The following is a 15,277-nucleotide window of genomic DNA, read 5'->3' on the forward strand; positions in this document are numbered from 1 at the left end:
TTTTTTTAATTAAACACCTTAACCTTTTTTGATATGTAAACAGTTTTATAAACACCTCCGTCATCTTCTTTTAAGTCCCTATTTAAGATCGGCGAATAAAATTCCAATTTCGCATCTTTTAGAACTTTACGAACCATTCCAAAACCCATTACTTTACTGAAAACAATGCTATTAACTAATTGAGCATTTACTTGCGTACCGCTTAAAGTGCCTTCAATTAAGATTTCTTCAAATTTTAAATACTCATTACAAAAACTCCAGTCCAACATTTTGTTAGGCAGGTCTATATTTCCAATTTGTAATGCAGACAGATTGAGAATATCATAGATATTGAGTAATACCAATTCCTTCCAGTAGGAAAATTTACTATTCCATATTAGCTTATTAATTAATTGATTACTCAGAATTATCAACTTTAATTTTTGTGATTCATCAACAGTAAATTCAAAAGATTTTAATGAAATCATAATTTGACTCAAGCCTAAATCTATAAAATCAAATAACCAACTCTTCGAGGTGTAATCTTGAATGTATTTATTTGATATAATTGAATGTCTAAAAGTTATAGGTTCTGATGGAGTATCAACTAATCTAAAGGCTTTATTACTATTTTCTACGAATAGGATAAATGTGGTTAGCAGGGCGTAATCGACATAATAGCTTACTTCATAATTTGATGAGTTGATTTGTGATTCTAAACGTTTCAACCCAAACTTACGCTCCAATTTGTGTAAATCATCTAGCTGTTTATAATGAACTTTAACTTGAGATAGTTCTTCAAGATAGACTTCGCCCCAAAAATGTAACAGAATATGAAAGCCAATAAAGAGCGCATTAAGACTTTTTTTGTTCTGTGATATTTTATTAATCCTTCGATTATCAATTAGAGTAGTAACCGCTTTAATTGTTTTCTCAATTTTACGGGCTATCCGTTGACCTTCACTCGCATTGATAAACGATTGGGTATGCTTTAAACTTGTTTCCTCATCCATGCCATCATCGCCAGCTTCAGTAGCTAGTTCTTCTGCATTGTCTGAAAGTTCTTCTGGATTCTCTCGTATTTTAAGAACGTCCAAAAACTCTTCGACCATTGAGGTTATGTTATCGCTTGTTACTCGCTCATCAAGACTAAGGCTTGCATTTTTATTGTATTCATTTTCAGAAATCACTTCGCCTTCATCTTCGGCATTTTCATTGTTTACCAATAAAGGAGCTTGTGATGCCGAGCTATCTTTAAAGACTTGTTCTTGATCTAAGAAATCTAATACCAGCTCATAATTTAAAGAACTAAATATATCTAAATGCTCAAAACTCTGTAACCTCGCAAGACGTTCATCAGGATTAGACTTTTTAAGGGCGTTGACATTTTGAATCAATCCAAAGGTTGAGATACGTTCTTCTGTAACTGAACTATATAAAGCAACCTTAAAAATGCTTTCAGTAATCTTAAGTGAGGTCTGTATCGTTTTAGAATTGAGTGATAGATTTATATTCTCAAGTAAGGTATTATTACTGTCAAACGTTTTTAATACACATTTACTGGTAAGTTTTTTACCTAATGAAATGGAAACGATACCATCACTTAACTCGACGTGTTTAATTTTCAATAGGTCTGAGGTGATTTCTAAATTGTCTGATTCTATATTTACAATCTTTTTAATATCAAGAGTTCCTTTTTTTGGAATTTGAATACCCAATTCTTTTATAAAGTCTTTCGCTTTTTCCGTTCGTATAGTAATAAGTGCTTCATCGTTTTTAAAGGCTCTATTACTTATTCCATAGGCCTCTAAGGTTGCATTTGCGCTTCCTAAAATAAATACTGTTTCACTATCATATTCGATTTGAATAATCTTTGCGTGAAGTCGCTGTATGCTTTTAGAGTTTTCTGTATTGATAACATCTTTCCAGTCGGAAAATTGACAAATACTTGATTGAAAATCTACAGGTAGAATACCATTGCTTGTATCAACAACACAATGTATTTCTTCAGGCGCCAAGTCATCAATAAGCTTTTGTAAGAACGCTCCAGACCTATTGTAATAAGGAGCAATTATTATAATGCTTTTTGGCTTTCGCGAAAGCGTATTTATAACCTCGCTATACAATGACTTGGAGTTTTTCGTATAGAACAAACTATACTCAGAATCCTTAATGGTAGCTTTACTGTCTTGACTATCCTCTAAATCTGATATCCATTGCGAATGCTGTGCTATCCAACTAATTTTAGTGAGGTTGATTCCTAAACTATGGGACGATAGTGACTGAATATACTGCCAAGCAGATTTAAAAATAGGCTGAGCATTTAATCTTTCTTTTGACGTGTAAAACGATGACCATATTTCATCATTATAGAGCAGACCACTCGAAGTGATATTACCACTTCCTATGGCTAAATATCCTTTCTCTTTTCCTGCTAAGAAAAGCATTTTAGGGTGGAAAGCTCCTGAGATACTGACAGGTGTAATACTATAATTTGCGTTGAACTTTTTAAGACTATCGCCCAAGTGTGACGCGAGATACTTTTCTAACATTGAAGCATCTACAAATAAATTTATGTTTGTAATCCCTGCACCTCGTAGTCTAGGTAATATGAGCTGTTCAAAAAAAGCAAGGTCAATGCTGTAGCTTGTAATCACACAACTATGATATTTGTTCTTTCCTGTACCTATAAGTTCTAAAATATTAGATCTTTCTATTTTCATTGGGCAAGCATTTTTAAATGTTCTTGACCTTTTTGTGTTAGTGCAGTACTATCTGCATCTATAATACTTAAATCGCGCATAAAATCAACGAGTGTATGGATTCTTGGCGAGGAGTAGTCGTACATAAAATGATCTACTAAACGTATCATACCATCCTCTCTGTAAAACTTCGCACTGTTCTGTGTTGCGTTTAATTTTCTTAGTGCTACAAAGTGATGCCTATTAATTATGTTGCGAGTAAGAAAATATCTTACAAACTCCTTGATTGTTAGGTCTTGTTTTGACTTAAAGTCATCATAAGAAACAAGAAAGCTACTGGCAGTAAGGATTTTATACTTATTTGAAATTTCTAACAAATCATCTCTACTTGTGTTATTTTCAATAACTAATTTCTGTATTGCGATAAGGGCATACTGTATTTTGACATAAGGATTTTGCTCCTTTTTTGACAAAAAAACTAACTCTTGAATTGATTGTTCAGTGAAGCTCGTTTTAAAAAATAAATCTAAATTTTCGCCAATATCATCTCCTTCAAACAAGTCAAGAACTTTTGAAATAATGTGGTCAACTAAATCAATCTCGTCTATCCAATTATTTTTAGACAGTTTATCTAAGATTTTGAGAAAAGCATCTAAGCAACCAGTACTTGATACACTCCAAAACTGTTCAACGATAAAGAAGTACCAAAGTTTTTGTGAGGTAGAGTAATCATCATTCCAACCATTACTATAAATAGAGAAAGGAACATTCAGTTGTTCGTATTTCGCATCACTATCATTCACATCTACATTAGACAGTAAAAGCTTAATAGTATCTTTTCTAAAATAAGTCTCGTCACTTTCTTTAGGACGGTCTACACCAGAAAAGAGCTGCCATAATAGCTGTTGCTCTTTACTATCAATAGGTATGTTAAGCATATTAAATTCACTACTCAATATGTCTAAGTCCGTCTTAGTAACAAAGTTGTTTTCTATCGCTTTCGCGAAAACGTGAGATGTATTAGAAATATTTAATCCAAAAGCATCCGCTAGTTGCTTGCCAGAAACTTTAGTCTCGTGCTGAAAATCGGTACGTACATACAAACCTTCCTTATCGCCTTGATCGCCAAGAATACCCATTTGTTTTATAGAACTGATATAATACTGACCCAGTACTCCTCGTGGATTTTTCCAATAAGATCCTTCGCTTTTAGATCCTTCTTGTGTTCCATTTGTCAGATCAATATTTTCGTCACTCTCGGCATAAATTGATAACGCTTTTGTAATACCAGGAACACCACTTAATTCTTTATGAGCTGCTACTAGTGATAATAGAAACTCTGCTCTTCTTAGATAGCTGTTTTGTTTGCTTCTGGATGTAGTTCTAACCTGAGAAGCATACCAATCAAAAAACCAACAATAAAAAGAATAATAGCGTATGCGACCAGTTACGTTGTTAAGCCCAGGTAATAGTAAATCAAAAATACGCTCACTTGTAAGGTTTAATCCTAGTTGGTCTAGGCCTGATATTGGGTAATGAGGTTTACCTAAAAACGGTGCTTTTACTTGTGCTGTTTCAAATTGTCGTATGCTCATAGGCTCATTTAATATCCTTTTCTTCCATAATGTTTAATCACGTCTAAGTGCTTGTTATGTAACCTTAAATAATTCTCTAAGGAATATTCAATACTACCAAACTCAGAAGCTTCAAAATGTTCTGGTAATGGTTGATATTTTTCTATTAAATCATCATAAAGTTTATCAACCGTTATAAAGTAATCTATTACATATTCGTAACCACTAATATCTAAAGTCAACTTAACGATATCTTGCTTATAATTTATGAGTGAATTAGTTTTCCAATTCTCTGGAAACTCATAATAGATAGACCCATAATGATTTTTTTGATTTTTAAAGAACCAAATCAACTTTTCACTTTCTGAAGAACAAGATTGGTAATCAATTAGACCTTCAGATGCTTGTTCTGTTGCTAAAGATATCTCAAAAACACGTTCTACTTGAGAAGTTAAATTGTAAGCTTTATTGTATAGTTTATATGCAAAGCACTCAAAAGGACCGAAACCTCTAATAGTATTGCTTAGGTAATTAAAGTTGCTGTACCAACTCTTAAAATCGTCTACTTTGACTATATTTTTGATAGAGGTAACTTCCTTAAATAAATTCTCGTATTGTTCTTGTAAAAGTGTGTATTCTTGATTTGGTTTAAAATCATAATATTCATCTTTTCCAAAACTAAAACCTAAATCCATTGATTTATCAAGATCTCTAAAGTTCGTCAACTTATTACAAACGTAGATATCATCAGCAATTTCACCGTCTTTGCTCTCTATAAAAAGGTCTAGGTAGTATCCAGAATTAGATAGAAAAGTCATCCCTTCGCAACCTTTGTTACAAGAACCACAAATACCAAAAAACACATCATCAAATGAATAGCAATCGTCACGCTTAGCTTGATTGAACTTCTTTTCCAGTTTTTCAAGAAAAAATTCTTTTGACACGTCCTGATATGTTTTGTCATCTTCGAGTAGTTCTTTTAGAGAAGCTATGTCGAAGTTTTTGATGGCTAGGGTAATGAGGTCTATTGAATTATTTGTCATTCTTTTCCTTATTCTCGTAATTCTGAATTAAAGAAGCTATAAAACTACCACCAGCAGCAGTTGCAAGCCAGCCCCAAACACCAACACCTGTTCCTAAAGCTGCAATCCCAATACCACCAGTTCCAAATATAAATAAGCCTGTAATCGCACCTAAAAAAGCTCCAATAAAAAGCTTATTGCTGGTGGATTGATCACTCCACATAATTCGCTTTATTTCTTTTGCTTTTTGCTTGGTTGTAAGGTCTGAAGACTGAACTTCTTTCACTTTCTTCAAAGTAGCCATCAGTTTTTCCTTTTTGGAACTAGATAGTTTTGAAATATAATTAAGTCCTTTTTCTAGATTACTTTTTGGCTTTCTCATTATTCAATAATCTTTTTCTTCCCATTCCTTACTAATTCCATTTGCTCTTCCTTCCATTGTTCAATTGCTATTGCAGCAACTTCAGCTTGAGCTTTTGCTATATTTTTTATTAAATCGTCGTTAGCTTTAAGTTCTTCTTCAATTTTTAATTCATTCATAGCTGTATGTACTTTTACAGATGAATTAATCTCTTGATTTATATTACTCTGTAGTAAGAGTTGCTTAACTTTTGCTTCGTGTTTAATCCTATCTAAAATATCATCGTAAGTACCACGTTCCGTCATCATTTTAAACAAAATAGGGGCTATTTCAATAAAAATAAATAGGATAGTAATGAGCCATTTTGCATACCAAACTGTAGTTTTTTGAGTCTCGTAATGACTTATAACTTGGTTTCCTTCATCATCAATTTTCATAACTGCTTTTTCTTCATAACTTAAACTACTTATTGCTGATAATTGAGCTAACAAGCCGTTACGACCTTGCATATCTGTTTCAGTTCTAGCTACAGCTTCTTTAGCATTTTTTAAATTAGCTTCTGCTTTTTCATTTAGTTCTTCAATACGCTTATAATCAGCTCTTCTTTTTTCTGAATATTCAGAATTGAGCTGGGTGAATTCCTCATTGAGTTGTGTGTATGCCGCTTTTGCCTCTCTAAACACTGGTCCTTCTCCTGGCTTTCCTGTTCCACAAGTACCGTTTAGCTCACACATATATTTATTGTAAGCTTCGTCTCTTTTTATTTTAAGACTAGCAATTTCCTCTTCGTGTTCTTTAGTTATCCTTCTTAACGTAGTAATTTCCTGTAGATCCTGTGCATTTTGAAATTGAGCAACTTCAATTGCATTGGTATTTTGCTCTTGAGTTGTAATAAGATTTTCACGAGCTATTTCTGCTTTAATTTCACTTTCAAATAACTTTAATTCTAATGGAGTCGCTATTACGAAGCCTAATATCATCGCCATAAAAAGTCTAGGAGCAGCTTCAAGAAGCTCTTGTCTAGAAATAGTCTTCTTACCATCTCCAACTCCAAACGTAGAGACTATGTATCTATCAAGGTTAAATATTAGTGCACCCCAAAACAATCCAAAAACAATTGCTAAGGTTGGATTCTTAAAAGCAGTAAAAAAAGCATAGCCTCCAGCAAAAGAAGCCATCAATGCAGTAAATAATATAGTACCACCTATTCCAAAATATTTATTGTTATCGGTTGGCGCTTGTTTCAAAATATCTAGATCTGCTCCAGAGGCCCAAAGAAAAAGGTTATTGATACTTCTGAATGGCTTATTTAGCACTCTCTTTATGTTATTAATAATACTCATTATGACTGGTGGATTATGTTTTTAATTCTTTTAAATATCGTGTGAATAGCGAAATCTTTCGAGGGCTGTTCAATCTCGTCAAAACTTTCAATCAAACTATTCTTTGTTTCAAATTTTGGTAATTCTAAGTGTTGTAACGAAGAAATACCTGCATTTAATTTTTCCAAATGAATCTCTAAAGATTTAAAGCTTTTTAAATCAACAGATTCTATTTGGGTGCTTAAATTCATTTTAGGTATTTCCACAAAGAGTTGTTTAATAACAGGCGCTGGAAATGGATGTCCTTTTAATTCTTCTGTTGTAGTAGAAAATAATCCCACTGCCAAAATTGTAAAGATGGTTTCTTCTCTTATGCGGACGTGCATTAAGCCATTAGGATCTTGAACTCCTACTTTTGGTGTTATTTGAACCTCTTTTGTGTTTTCTGTTTCCCAAATTAAATCAATATTATCAATACCTTCATTCAAGTTGATTTCCCAATCAAACCTTTTAATTCTTGGTTTAATAACATCTACAGTTAATTCTTGTTCTATAAGCTCATCAAAATAACCGTAAGCACTTATCTTATAAATGAGTTTTGTTTTAGGTAGGATATTAATTTGGGTATTACCAGAAAAATCGCCTTCAACGTTAGATATATTTACTTTCTTAACGTTCTCCGTATCCCAAGAAAGCACTAGTGGTTCCAGCGTATCTCTTAAATACTTATTAACTTTAAAATTTTTAAGTATGGGCTCGCGCTGTAATGCATTAATTTCTAAAAGCTCTTTACTGTTACCAATGAGGTTATAAGCAACTATATCAAAATTGTTCTCTTTTGTTCTGCATTTTACTTCTGCGGTTTTGTGCAAAATTGGACTATAGTAACTTTGATCGATTATTATATATCTGCAATACTCAGTTTTAAAAGTGATAGTAACGATTTCATTTTTCTCTGATATTGTTTTTTTATCAGATTCAATACTTTCAATTTGTGGTAATGTCCCCAAGGAATCTGTTAACATCATTAAGAATGAAGCCCACTGATCTGGAGAAATTCTAACGGAACTATTAGAATAACCAGCATTGAACACTTTAGAAAAATTATCGATAAGTTCTTTTAATCCAGCATCACTTAGGCTTGACATAACTGCAAGAAGATTGTTATGAACCGTTTTGTTTTCAGTTAAAAACTCTGTTGATTCATAATCTATTGCTGGCCATTCATTCTTTTTAAGGTATTTCTTTTTAGTAGCATCGTCTGAATCTTTCAGAAAAAAATAAGGCATTACGTCAAAAACCAATTCAAAAATAGCGTTAGCGAGAACCCAATATTCTTCCCTCAGTCTATCTTTAACAGAACTTACTTTATTTGCGTCGTCAGTATTTATTAGTTTTTTCCATCCTCCAGACATCCAGTGACCTATTGCCCCTAAAGTTGAAGGTTTTTCTTGTGTGTCAAAATGATATCCGCTATCATAATCAATAATAGCTAGCTGTTTCTTTTGTGGATGATACCAAATAGCTGCTTCTTTTAAGTCAGAATGTATAAATTTTAAAGAATGAAAAAAGGAAACTGTATGTGCTAATTGATGACTGATAAATACCTTATCAGGTATTTCTAATTGACGATATTTTGAGTTATCGGTATTCTCTGCGCCGTAGTCTGTAAAACCTAAAGTATTGAGATTATACATTATAAAAGCAACAACCTCAATTTCCTCAATCTCATCATAACCTTTAAAGGCTGCAAAAGGCAGACCCAATAATTCGGGACGTTCTATGTAAGTAGGTATGCCATTTTTAAGTTCATTCTTCTTTAGTTTGATATGGAGCTTTTCAATAGTATCGTATCCGTGAGATTCATTTTCTTTATCAGAAAAAATTTTGATTACATACAGATCACTTTGTACTCCATTAATACTTTTGATTGAATGTATCTTACCAAAACCGCCTGCACCCATTTCTGATTCGTCAAAATCAACGGTATTTATAGACTTTATGTTGTTAGCATTACCCTGATCTAAAATGGATAGGTCTCTGATTTTTGTTATTGTTCTAACCATTAATCTTAGATTTATAATAGTGCAAAACTTCTGGAGATATTAAGATACCTAATGCAGCATCATCTTCTAATCTACTTTCAGATTTCAGTTGTCTTAAAATTTCTTTATTGAACATAATCAGTTCCTCCTCAAAAGTTTCAGCATCTTGATTTTTAATTAAAAGAGAATCAAGACCTTCCAAAATAAGCTGAATAACCGAATTCTCATACCGCCAATACCTTTCTTCATCATCCCTTAATATGAAATTATTTTCTAAAGAACCAATACCGTCTGAAAACAACAACAAAACATCTCCTACTTCTGATATTAATTTTAATTCAATTTCTGACGCCTTTAATTCTTGCTTGCCACTATGATTTGAGATATGCTTGGTAAGTGCTCCTTCTGGGGAAATATGCGGAATCATAATATCTGAATAGCGATAAGAAATTCCAGAATTTGCATTTACAGCAAAGTCTCCTCTACATTGAATAATCCCACCATTACCGAGATATTGAATATTAGTTTTATTGTTTTTTAAATCGGTAACTAAACTTATAAGCGTTGTACCTCCTGTTATCCCTTTCTCTTTAAGACCTTTTAGCTCATTACTTAGAATTATATTTTCAGTTTTAAGCATTCGTTTATCAATAAATAGCTCTGCAACTGTCCTCGCTACGATACCAGAATCCTTAAACTCGCCAATACCATCGCAAATTATTAGTCCTTTTTGATTGTTTTCTTCATCAATAAAGAAATCTGCATAATCTTGATGAAGCTTAACATCAATATGTGCTGCGCTTAAAAACATATTAATGATTAATTTTAGAAACGGTTGATATGCTTTTAATCATATGATTTCTTATTTCGTCAGGATTAAGTGTAGAGGTAAATAAAGATTCGTCTGAAGCAAGCATTTTCATACTTTCCTTGTAGTCATCTAAATCATCTGTATCAAAACCTTCTTGCCAACTTGTACTTTCAAAAAAGATAGACGAAATGGTAATTTTATTATTAAGCTTTAGCTCATTACATTTTTTCAAGGTTAATTCATAATCAAACACAACACCATCACTTAGAACAATTATAAGTGCTTGCGCATTTTTATCTCCATTAACTCTTAAATATGCAGAACATTCCTGCTTAACTGCTTCCATCGTTTCGGCAAGCATCGTTGAGTCATAATGAGTAATGAAATTACGAGGATTGTAATCTTTTTCTAAATCTAAATCTTTTACAGACGTTTCTTTGATAACGTTTACACTTTCATTAGCATACGCATACATAGAAACGTCAAAACAATTTTTATTTTTACTCGATTGAAGGCGTTTTAAAGACTCTTTTAATGCTTCGCTTAATTCTTCTCCTTTGCTCAAACCAGTTTTACCTGGATAAGTCATAGAACCAGAGCCGTCCATAACAAAAACTACAAGTTGATAAAAAAGTCGCGGAATAGTTAGCTTAGAAAGTCCGGCTGTAAGCGCACTAGTATTAATTTTCGACAAATCAATTTTGGCGGTAGTTTTAGGAGTCGCACCTTGTGCTTTTTGTAATTTATTACTCATCTTCTGTATATTCTTTTTCTAGTGATTTATATTCTTCCTTTAAATGTGTTTTTTGTTCTTCAAAATAAATATCCCAATCTTCTATTGCGATGATCATATTGTATTGCTCAGAACAAAGTATAATTGCTAATTCATCTTTAAGACGTGTGTACTTTTCTTTTAGAGATTCAAAACGCAGTCTTAACTTCTCTAATTCATTTTCGGCAGAAAGATTAAAACTAGGGTTCTTAGAAGTAAGGTCATCGTGAATGCTGCGTACTGCATCTAAATCATTATTCTTGTAGGCATCTGTTAAGGCTGTAAAAGCGACAGAAGCTTCGTCCTTATCATCAAAAACACATTTTAAAGAATCTGGATGACAATATTTTGAAGCATCTCTATAAAGCTCCTTAATACTGCGTGTATCAGCTTCATTTAGATCTGGTATATTGATTTCCTTTTCTCGTTCATAGTCTTCATTTGTTTGATGAAACGCCTCATCTACATTTTTAAAATTCTCATCTATAAAACCAAATCGTTCTAGCTTTTTATAAATCTTACGCTTTAATTGTAAAATTTTAGAGATCAAGGGATTGAGTTCTAGAATGTATCTGTGATTAAATTGCTCTAATACGCGTTCAACATCAGCTTTTTTAACCTCTAATGATTCTAATTGAAAAGAAATTAAGTTGATTTGATTAAGTAATTGTTGTTTCTCAATTGCTGTAATGTCTACTAATACAGTGCGCTCTTTTTCAAAAGCATTCATTTTATCTACAGCCTTCTCATAATCAGCAGCTTTTAAAAGTTCTAGGATATGAGCAACATCAGGATGGTCTTCAAGTTTATAGATATAGGGTTGCATTTTAAGAGGTTCTCCTATGTCTAAAAATGCTTTTATAAGTTTAAAATGCTTATAAATTTCTTGTAAAGTAAGCGCCTCTTTAGCATCATCTGTCTTACTAGAAAGTTCTTTGAGTCGCTTGAATTCAGCTACAAATTCATTTGCTCTTTGCAAATTATCTATCACGATTGTGACCTCTTCATTATTAGTGGAAAATGCTTTTTTAGACCAATTTGCACTACCACTGACAACTGTATTAAAGTCAATAATGCAAAATTTCATATGCATTAACTTAATATCGTTTCCTACCATAGAAAAGTAACCACCATTTGTATCAATTTGAGAATAATTGTTTCTTGAATTATGATTGAACTCGTGATTAGTGATAATAACTTCTACACGCACTCCTCTTGCTTGTATCTCTATTAACTTTTTAAAAAGCTTGGTATCTGTAAACCAGGCAACCGCAACAAATACAATATCCTCGGCATTATCTAAATGTTCTAATATGATACTTTTTACATCTGTTTGCTGTGTAAAATAACTGTCTATCTGCATATTGGGTTGGTTAGCATAGTATATATTTCAAAAATGAGACATTTATTTTTAGCATCATTGAGGAAAACCGTAATTAGTTTTCATTTATTGAAATTGAAAACTTTAAGACCACAAAATAGAAATAATCTCCCACTTATTCCTTAAATTGTCCAATATTTGTCAAGTCTTTTAATGTAAAACTCCCTGAAAATGATAGGTGAACATATACGAACACTGAGAGAAGCTAATGATATCCTGCTGCGGCAACTTGCTGCAAAGCTAGATATCGATCAAGCGCTATTGAGTAAGATGGAACGCGGTGAACGCTCTTTTAGAAGAGAGGACATAGATACGCTGGCAAAAATCTTTAAACAGTCCAAGAAAGAACTAATTACAATGTGGCTGGCAGACAAGATTTTGAAAACGGTAGGAAGTGAAAAGTTCTCTAAGGAGGCATTGAGACTTGCTATTGAAAATGTATAACGACCAATAAAGTATAATTTGAATAACGATACACTAACCCAACAAACCAAAAAAGTTACTCCAGGAATTAGGATTAGCTTAAGAGGAGAAGACTTTATTGTGACAAATAGGGAACGCGACATTATTGATGTCGAAGGGATTTCTGAATTAGTCTATGGTCAAAGCTTCAAGTTTGATCTAAGATTAGAAAAAAACTATAAAGTCATCCAGCCAGAGGAGACTGAATTAAAAGCAGATACCTCTACGCATTATAGACAAACAAAACTGTTTCTTGAAACGACCTTTAGAAATTCGTCACATTATTCAGAACATATTGAAATCGCTCATAAAGCAGCCATTCGTGGCGCAAGCTATCAATATGAATCAACTATAAAAGCACTCAAATTACCACAACCTAAAATTCTAATTGCTGATGCAGTAGGTTTGGGTAAAACGGTACAAGTAGGAATCTTTCTTGCAGAATTGATAAGACGCGGAAAAGGAAAGAAAGTATTAGTAGTAACACCTAAATCTATCTTGGCTCAATTTCAACAAGAGATATGGGCACGTTTTGCAATTCCATTAGTACGATTAGATAGTCAAGGAATTGCTAGAATCAAAACAGAGATTCCATCTAACAAAAATCCATTTGATTATTATGATAAAGTAATTGTGTCGATTGACACCCTTAAAAACAATGCAAAGTTTAGGCATTATTTAGAGCGTGTAAAATGGGATATAGTTGCTATTGATGAATGCCACACAGTTGCAAACGTAGCGTCTCAACGTGGTGGTTTAGCAAAGTTCTTGTCGGAACGAACAGAAGCTATGGTTTTAACATCTGCAACACCTCACAATGGTAAGCGAGAGAATTTTGCAAACCTTATTGGTATGTTAGATCCAACAGCGATTCCATTTGATGGTGAGTTTACCAAAGAAGATATCCAACCTTTATATGTTCGTAGATTTAAAAAAGATATTGAAGATGAAGTTGGCGATGCCTTTAGAGATCGTATCACGAGTAAAATAGACTGCCCATTACATCAAGATGAAGAGGAAGCGCTTAGAATCATTCAAGATTTCAAAAAAGTGGCTCAAGAAGAAAGTAATGGGAATTCCACTTTTGGAGCACTTTTATTTTCGATAGGTCTATTTAAAGCCTATATGTCTTCGCCTAAAGCTTGTTTGGAAACAGTTATCAATAGAATAGAAAAAAATCGTGATGAAGAAGGCGTTCTTGAACACCTCGATGATTTAAGAGAAATTCTTCAAAATATTGTAGACGAAAAAAGCGATTCTAAATATAATCAGCTCAAATTCAAGTTGGATCAGATGGGTTGGAAAGGAAGAAAGAATGATGAACGTATCATCATTTTTGCAGAACGTCGTGCAACCTTAAACGAACTGGAAAAGAATTTAACGGAGGACTTTGGATTAAAACCAAAAGCAGTTGTTCAGTTTAATGGAAGTTTGACCGATACGCAGCAACAAGATATACTAGAAGACTTCTCAAAAGAAGACAGTGAGATTCGTTTGTTCTTAGCTTCAGATGCAGGTAGTCAAGGTGTAAACCTTCATTATTTCTGTAATCAAATGTTTAATTATGATATCCCTTGGTCTATCATCACATTAGACCAGCGTAATGGACGTATTGACCGTTTTGGTCAAACAGAAACGCCATTTATATACTACTTGATTTCAGATTCAAAAAGTGAAGACGTGCAAGGCGATATTAGAATTGTAGAAAAACTAAAAGAGAAAGAAGAGGAAGTTCACAAGAGCTTAGGAGATGCAGGTAGTGTAATGGGTTTCTATGACCAACAACAAGAAACGAAGTTGGTAGAAAAAGCATTAGCAACTGGTGACGCTACCATTTTAGATACTAAGGATGAAGATGCGATTGACGACGACTGGCTTGCAGGACTTACAGAAGATAGTGCAACAACTAAAGCTTCTTATAAAATAGATGAAGGTTTTGCTTCATTTTACCAAGACGACTTTAGTTATTACGCTACTCTAATTGATGAATTAAAAGCAGAAGATGAGCGATTAATACCGTGCATCACTATTGATAGAGCCGATAAAGTTGTAGAGATTGAGCAATTTGAAGAATTGTCTTCTAAGGGTGTTTTATACGATATGCCTAAAGAAGCATTTCCAAAAAAGAACGAAACGTTCAACTTAACAACAGATCCCGAAATTGTTGAGCAAGCTATTATAAGAGCTAGAAAGAAACAGAATGAATGGCCTAATTTCCAGTTGTTATACGACTTGAATCCTATTGCAAAATGGATGCAGTACAAATTATTAGGTCAAGTAGATCGAGGTAAGGCGCTTGTTGCAAGATTACGAGAACCACTACCTAAAAACACTGCTTGGTTTGTGTTTCAAGGCATCACTTCTAACCAGCAAGGAAAACCTATTTTTTCAAAAACCTATGTCATCGGAAAATCTTTTGATGGTGTTAGCGTGGGAAGTCTTGAAGATTTTGAAGAGTTCTTAAATCAGTTCCGTCTCAAAGACACATTACCTGAGCTAGAAACTACCGCAGCACAACTTGACCAAATCAAAGATCTACTTCCAGAAGCGGTTAAAAGTGCAAAGCAGTTTTATGATTTCAAAATTCAAGGTGGGCTTGAAGATGAAATGGAAGAGAAATTAGAGACCTATCAAAATAAATTAAAAACTTGGCTCACAGCTTCAGAAGCACAGATGGAAATCAAATTTGGTGATGAAGATACAGGTGGCAGCTCTTTCCATAAGAAAAAACGACAACGCGAGGTAAATTATGTTAAAGAGCAAATGGACGAATTCTACAATGAGTTTTTCCAATTAGAAAACGAACCTTTTTTAAGAGTACTAGCAGTATTTTATAATGCATAACG

Annotated in this window: 11 protein-coding genes; 2 read left to right on the top strand and 9 right to left on the bottom strand. The window is 33.2% G+C overall.

The window, feature by feature from the left end:
• Positions 1-5 precede the first annotated feature (5 nt).
• Genes Q0838_RS05860 through Q0838_RS05900 form a run of 9 tightly spaced genes read right to left on the bottom strand, consistent with a single transcriptional unit; the run spans position 6 to position 11,951 of the window.
• The gene (locus Q0838_RS05860; RefSeq protein ID WP_298952324.1) at positions 6-2,702 is read right to left on the bottom strand and encodes a hypothetical protein; all 2,697 of its coding nucleotides are present in this window, start codon (positions 2,700-2,702) and stop codon (positions 6-8) included.
• The gene (locus Q0838_RS05865; protein WP_298952326.1) at positions 2,699-4,276 is read right to left on the bottom strand and encodes a hypothetical protein; all 1,578 of its coding nucleotides are present in this window, start codon (positions 4,274-4,276) and stop codon (positions 2,699-2,701) included. Before Q0838_RS05865 ends, Q0838_RS05860 begins: the two co-directional genes overlap by 4 nt.
• Positions 4,277-4,284: 8 nt before the next feature.
• Positions 4,285-5,298, bottom strand: coding sequence for a hypothetical protein (locus Q0838_RS05870; protein ID WP_298952328.1), 1,014 nt, complete (start codon positions 5,296-5,298; stop codon positions 4,285-4,287).
• Positions 5,288-5,659, bottom strand: coding sequence for a hypothetical protein (locus Q0838_RS05875; RefSeq protein ID WP_298952330.1), 372 nt, complete (start codon positions 5,657-5,659; stop codon positions 5,288-5,290). The genes Q0838_RS05870 and Q0838_RS05875 overlap by 11 nt, the downstream gene beginning before the upstream one ends.
• Complete coding sequence (locus tag Q0838_RS05880; protein ID WP_298952332.1) at positions 5,659-6,981, bottom strand: DUF4407 domain-containing protein; 1,323 nt, start codon at positions 6,979-6,981, stop codon at positions 5,659-5,661. The genes Q0838_RS05875 and Q0838_RS05880 overlap by 1 nt, the downstream gene beginning before the upstream one ends.
• Positions 6,981-9,026, bottom strand: coding sequence for a hypothetical protein (locus Q0838_RS05885; RefSeq protein ID WP_298952334.1), 2,046 nt, complete (start codon positions 9,024-9,026; stop codon positions 6,981-6,983). Before Q0838_RS05885 ends, Q0838_RS05880 begins: the two co-directional genes overlap by 1 nt.
• A complete protein-coding gene (locus Q0838_RS05890; RefSeq protein WP_298952335.1) occupies positions 9,019-9,816 on the bottom strand; it encodes a hypothetical protein in 798 nt (265 codons plus the stop codon). The genes Q0838_RS05885 and Q0838_RS05890 overlap by 8 nt, the downstream gene beginning before the upstream one ends.
• A gap of 1 nt (position 9,817) precedes the next feature.
• Positions 9,818-10,570 carry a vWA domain-containing protein gene (locus Q0838_RS05895; RefSeq protein ID WP_298952337.1) on the bottom strand — a complete coding sequence of 251 codons (753 nt, stop codon included), beginning with the start codon at positions 10,568-10,570 and terminating at the stop codon, positions 9,818-9,820.
• Positions 10,563-11,951: a phospholipase D-like domain-containing protein gene (locus Q0838_RS05900; protein ID WP_298952339.1), complete on the bottom strand. Its 1,389-nt coding sequence runs from the start codon at positions 11,949-11,951 to the stop codon at positions 10,563-10,565. The genes Q0838_RS05895 and Q0838_RS05900 overlap by 8 nt, the downstream gene beginning before the upstream one ends.
• A gap of 189 nt (positions 11,952-12,140) precedes the next feature.
• Between Q0838_RS05900 and Q0838_RS05905 the strand changes: the two genes are divergently transcribed.
• Positions 12,141-12,413, top strand: a complete 273-nt coding sequence (locus Q0838_RS05905; protein WP_298952340.1) for a helix-turn-helix transcriptional regulator — start codon at positions 12,141-12,143, stop codon at positions 12,411-12,413.
• 18 nt (positions 12,414-12,431) lie between these two features.
• Complete coding sequence (locus tag Q0838_RS05910; RefSeq protein ID WP_298952343.1) at positions 12,432-15,275, top strand: DEAD/DEAH box helicase; 2,844 nt, start codon at positions 12,432-12,434, stop codon at positions 15,273-15,275.
• The last annotated feature ends 2 nt before the right edge of the window (positions 15,276-15,277 follow it).

This window comes from uncultured Nonlabens sp. (genome assembly GCF_947495285.1).
Taxonomy (GTDB): Bacteria; Bacteroidota; Bacteroidia; order Flavobacteriales; family Flavobacteriaceae; genus Nonlabens.

Excerpts from the sequence above, each read along its gene's own strand:
- Q0838_RS05860 (WP_298952324.1), bottom strand. The coding sequence starts at position 2,702 with ATGAAAATAGAAAGATCTAATATTTTAGAACTTATAGGTACAGGAAAG.
- Q0838_RS05865 (WP_298952326.1), bottom strand. The coding sequence starts at position 4,276 with ATGAGCATACGACAATTTGAAACAGCACAAGTAAAAGCACCGTTTTTA.
- Q0838_RS05870 (WP_298952328.1), bottom strand. The coding sequence starts at position 5,298 with ATGACAAATAATTCAATAGACCTCATTACCCTAGCCATCAAAAACTTC.
- Q0838_RS05875 (WP_298952330.1), bottom strand. The coding sequence starts at position 5,659 with ATGAGAAAGCCAAAAAGTAATCTAGAAAAAGGACTTAATTATATTTCA.
- Q0838_RS05880 (WP_298952332.1), bottom strand. The coding sequence starts at position 6,981 with ATGAGTATTATTAATAACATAAAGAGAGTGCTAAATAAGCCATTCAGA.
- Q0838_RS05885 (WP_298952334.1), bottom strand. The coding sequence starts at position 9,026 with ATGGTTAGAACAATAACAAAAATCAGAGACCTATCCATTTTAGATCAG.
- Q0838_RS05890 (WP_298952335.1), bottom strand. The coding sequence starts at position 9,816 with ATGTTTTTAAGCGCAGCACATATTGATGTTAAGCTTCATCAAGATTAT.
- Q0838_RS05895 (WP_298952337.1), bottom strand. The coding sequence starts at position 10,570 with ATGAGTAATAAATTACAAAAAGCACAAGGTGCGACTCCTAAAACTACC.
- Q0838_RS05900 (WP_298952339.1), bottom strand. The coding sequence starts at position 11,951 with ATGCAGATAGACAGTTATTTTACACAGCAAACAGATGTAAAAAGTATC.
- Q0838_RS05905 (WP_298952340.1), top strand. The coding sequence starts at position 12,141 with ATGATAGGTGAACATATACGAACACTGAGAGAAGCTAATGATATCCTG.